The 3,939-nt window shown below is 60.4% G+C and carries 3 protein-coding genes; all 3 read left to right on the top strand.

Translation table 11 applies throughout. The features are described from left to right. On the top strand, positions 1-2,360 hold a 2,360-nt coding region (gene mdeB, locus AC1D35_RS34985; RefSeq protein ID WP_477942491.1), incomplete at its 5' end, for an alpha-ketoglutarate dehydrogenase. 113 nt (positions 2,361-2,473) lie between these two features. Then, on the top strand, positions 2,474-3,754 hold the full coding sequence (gene aceF / locus AC1D35_RS34990; RefSeq protein WP_113335213.1) for a dihydrolipoyllysine-residue acetyltransferase: 1,281 nt from the start codon (positions 2,474-2,476) through the stop codon (positions 3,752-3,754). A 39-nt stretch (positions 3,755-3,793) separates the two neighbouring features. Further along, the coding region (locus AC1D35_RS34995) for a biotin/lipoyl-containing protein (protein WP_477942493.1) at positions 3,794-3,939 on the top strand (146 nt) is incomplete at its 3' end.

The raw sequence follows: 3,939 nt of genomic DNA on the forward strand, positions 1-3,939 counted from the left end.
CCTATGGCGAGCTCGGCGGCCATGTCGCAAGCTACGCGTCCGCGGCGGAAATTTTCGAGATCGGCTTCAACCATTTCTTCCACGCCAAGAGTGACGATCACGGCGGCGACCTCGTGTTCTTCCAGCCCCACTCTGCGCCGGGCGTCTATGCGCGTGCCTTCCTCGAAGGGCGCCTGAGCGCAGATCACCTCGCGCATTATCGCCAGGAAATCGCCGGCGAGGGGCTTTGCTCCTACCCGCACCCCTGGCTGATGCCCGACTTCTGGCAGTTTCCGACGGGTTCGATGGGCATCGGGCCGATCAGCGCCATCTACCAGGCTCGCTTCATGCGTTACATGCGCGACCGCAAGCTGCAGGATACCGATCCCCAGCATGTATGGGGCGTGTTCGGCGACGGCGAAATGGACGAGCCGGAATCGATCGCGGCCCTGTCGTTGGCCGCACGCGAGAACCTGGACAATCTGACCTTCATCATCAATTGTAATCTGCAGCGTCTCGACGGCCCCGTGCGCGGCAATGGCCAGATCATCCAGGAGCTGGAAAGCCTCTTTAAAGGGGCCGGATGGAATGTCATCAAGGTCCTTTGGGGCTCCGAATGGGATCCGATTTTCGCGCGCGACGAAAACCATAACCTCCTCAAGCGCTTTGCGGAGACGGTCGACGGCAAGTACCAGACTCTCGGGGCGAAGGACGGCGCCTATAATCTCGCCCATTTCTTCGATGGCGACCCCGAGGTGCGAAAACTTGTTGCCCATATGTCCGACAAGGATATCGATCAGCTGAAGCGTGGCGGCCACGATTTCCGCAAACTCTACGCAGCCTTCAACGCTGCCAAAGCGACGAAGGGCCGTCCGACCGTCATCCTCGCGAAGACCAAGAAAGGTTACGGCATGGGCGGGGCGGGCGAATCCCGCATGACCGCGCATCAGGCAAAAAAGCTTGACATCGATGCCCTGCTCGCGTTCCGCGACAAGTTCAATCTCCCGCTGAGCAATGAACAGGTCGAAAAGCTCGAATTCTTCCGCCCGGGCGACGATTCGGCCGAGCTCACCTATTTGCGAAACCGCCGCGCCGCCCTCGGCGGCTATCTACCGAAGCGGCAAAGATCTGCCGACGCGGTTTCGGTTCCTGCCTTTGCGAGCTACGCGGATTTCGCCGTCAAGGCAGATGGCAAGGACATGTCGACGACGGTCGCAGTCGTGCGCTTGTTCAGCAATCTGCTGAAAAGCAAGGATTTCGGGCCTCGCATCGTGCCGATCGTCGCCGACGAAGCGCGTACCTTCGGCATGGACAACCTGTTCCGCCAGGTCGGCATCTACTCACCGGTCGGCCAGCTTTACGAGCCGGAGGATGCCGGATCGATGCTGTACTACAAGGAATCCGTCGATGGTCAGCTCTTGGAGGAAGGCATCACCGAAGCGGGGGCGGTTTCTTCCTGGGTGGCGGCAGCCACCGCATACAGCGTCCACGGTTATCCGATGCTGCCCTTCTACATCTACTATTCCATGTTCGGTTTCCAACGGATAGGCGATCTGATTTGGGCTGCCGCCGATCAAAGGGCGCGAGGCTTCCTGATCGGCGCCACGGCCGGCCGTACGACGCTTGGCGGGGAGGGGCTGCAGCATCAGGATGGAAACAGCCACGTCATGGCGGCGATGATCCCCAATTGCCGGGCATACGATCCGGGCTACGCCTACGAGATGGCCGTGATTCTTGATCATGGCGCACGCCGGATGATCCAGGATGGCGAGGACGAGTTCTATTACATCACCGCGATGAACGAGAGCTACGCACAACCCTCAATGCCCGCCGGCATCGAGGAGGGGATCGTCAAAGGCATGTATCGCCTTGCCGGCCCCAAAGATATCGCGATCGTCCGATTGCTCGGCTCAGGCGCAATCCTGCCGGAAGTCGTCGCAGCCGCCGAATTGCTGAACAGCGAATGGGGCGTCGAAGCCGAAGTCTTCAGCGTTACGAGTTTCAGCGAACTGGCGCGCGAAGCTCGCGAGATCGAACGGGAGCAAATCTTCGGAGCGAATGCGGAAGCGCGCAAAAGCCATGTCGAAAGCCTTCTATCCGGTTCGGCACCGATTATCGCCGCGACGGACTACGTCCGCGCCTATCCGCAGCTCATTGCGTCCTATGTTGCGGCCCGGTTTGTCGCGCTCGGGACGGACGGCTTCGGACGAAGCGATACCCGCCAAGCCCTGCGATCATTCTTCGAGGTCGATCGTCACCACATCGTCGTTGCTGCCCTTTCGGCCCTCGCCGCGGAGGGAAAATTCGACCGAAAGAAAGTTTCGAAGGCGATCGACAAATACGGGCTCGCAAGCGGGCGTGCCGCGCCGTGGCTGCGCTGAGCCTAGGCGCGCCAACCGGGTAGACGACAACCGTTGAGATTTCGGCAAGCGATCCGGCCAGGACCCTGAGAGGTGTCTGCAGGCCCGACGTGTCGAAGAAGGAGGAAGCGCCCATGGGCGTTCAGCAGACAATCGAGTTACCAGATATCGGCGACTACAAGGACGTTCCGGTGGTCGAGATCATGGTCAAGCCCGGCGACACCGTCACCGTTGATCAGCCCCTGATCGTCTTGGAATCCGACAAGGCCACAATCGAAGTACCATCGCCTGTGGCCGGCACGGTCGTGGACCTCTTGGTCGAGGTGGGCAGGAAGGTCTCCAAGGGCGTTCCGGTTCTGACCATAGAGGCGGGCGAGGGGACAAGCGCGCCAGCCTCGCCGGCGAAGGCCGAACCGGTGGAGGAGCCGCAAAAGACGAGCACGCCGGCCAAGGTCGAAACGCCCGCCGCGAAATCGGACCTCACAGTCCCGGTGGCACTTTCCACTGCCTCGACACATGCCACGCCCTCGGTGCGCGCATTCGCCCGCGAACTCGGCGTCGATCTCAAGGAGATCGCAGCCTCTGGCCCCAAGGGACGCATCCTGCGCGAAGATGTGCAGACCTACGTCAAGAACAAGCTCGCCGCGGCCGGCACCACGTCCCTCGCCGGCGCAACGTCAGGATCGGGCATTCCGGCAATGCCTTCCTTCGATTTCGCCAAATATGGCGAAATCGATCGGGTGCCGTTGTCGCGGATCCAACAGATTTCCGGTGCAAACTTGCATCGCAACTGGCTGAACATTCCGCATGTCACGAATTTCGATAACGCCGATGTCACGGATCTCGAAACCTTCCGCCTGGCGTTGAACGCTGAAAAGCGCCAGGCCCCGATAAAGCTCACCATGGTCGCCTTCCTGATCAAAGCATCCGCCCTGGCGCTTGCTGCCTATCCGCGATTCAACACCTCGCTTGAAGGCGATATGCTGATCCAGAAAAAATACGTCCATATCGGATTTGCCGTCGATACGCCGAAAGGCTTGATGGTGCCTGTGATCCGCAATTGCGATCGCAAGGGCCTCGTCGAGATTGCCAATGAGATGGCTGCACTGTCCGAAAAGGCGCGGCAAGGAAAACTCCTGCCGACCGACATGGAGGGTGGCTGTTTTTCCGTCTCGTCGCTGGGCGGTATTGGCGGTGCAGGCTTCACGCCGATCATCAATGCGCCGGAAGTTGCCATTCTCGGCGCCGCGCGTTCGCAGATGCAACCGGTCTGGGACGGGACGGCCTTCCAGCCAAGACTGATCATGCCGGTCAGCCTGTCATGGGATCACAGGGTCGTGGATGGTGTCGCAGCTGCTCGGTTCCTCGGGCATCTGGCCACCCTGCTTGGTGATTTCCGCCGCGCCATCCTTTGATCGTCCATCCCGACGTCCTTTTTTTGCGAAAGAGCCCGCATGACAACAGTGGAAATTCTCGTCCCCGATCTTGGTGACTTTAAAGACGTGCTGRTTGCCGAAGTCTTCGTGAAACCCGGCGATATCGTTGTCGTTGAGCAGCCCGTGGCCTCCGTCGAGACCGACAAGGCGACGATGGATATTCC

This window comes from Rhizobium sp. P1_E6, from assembly GCF_056405875.1.

What these genes read in the sequence shown, in the direction of transcription:
- aceF (WP_113335213.1), top strand. Translation starts at nt 2,474, where the DNA reads ATGGGCGTTCAGCAGACAATCGAGTTACCAGATATCGGCGACTACAAG.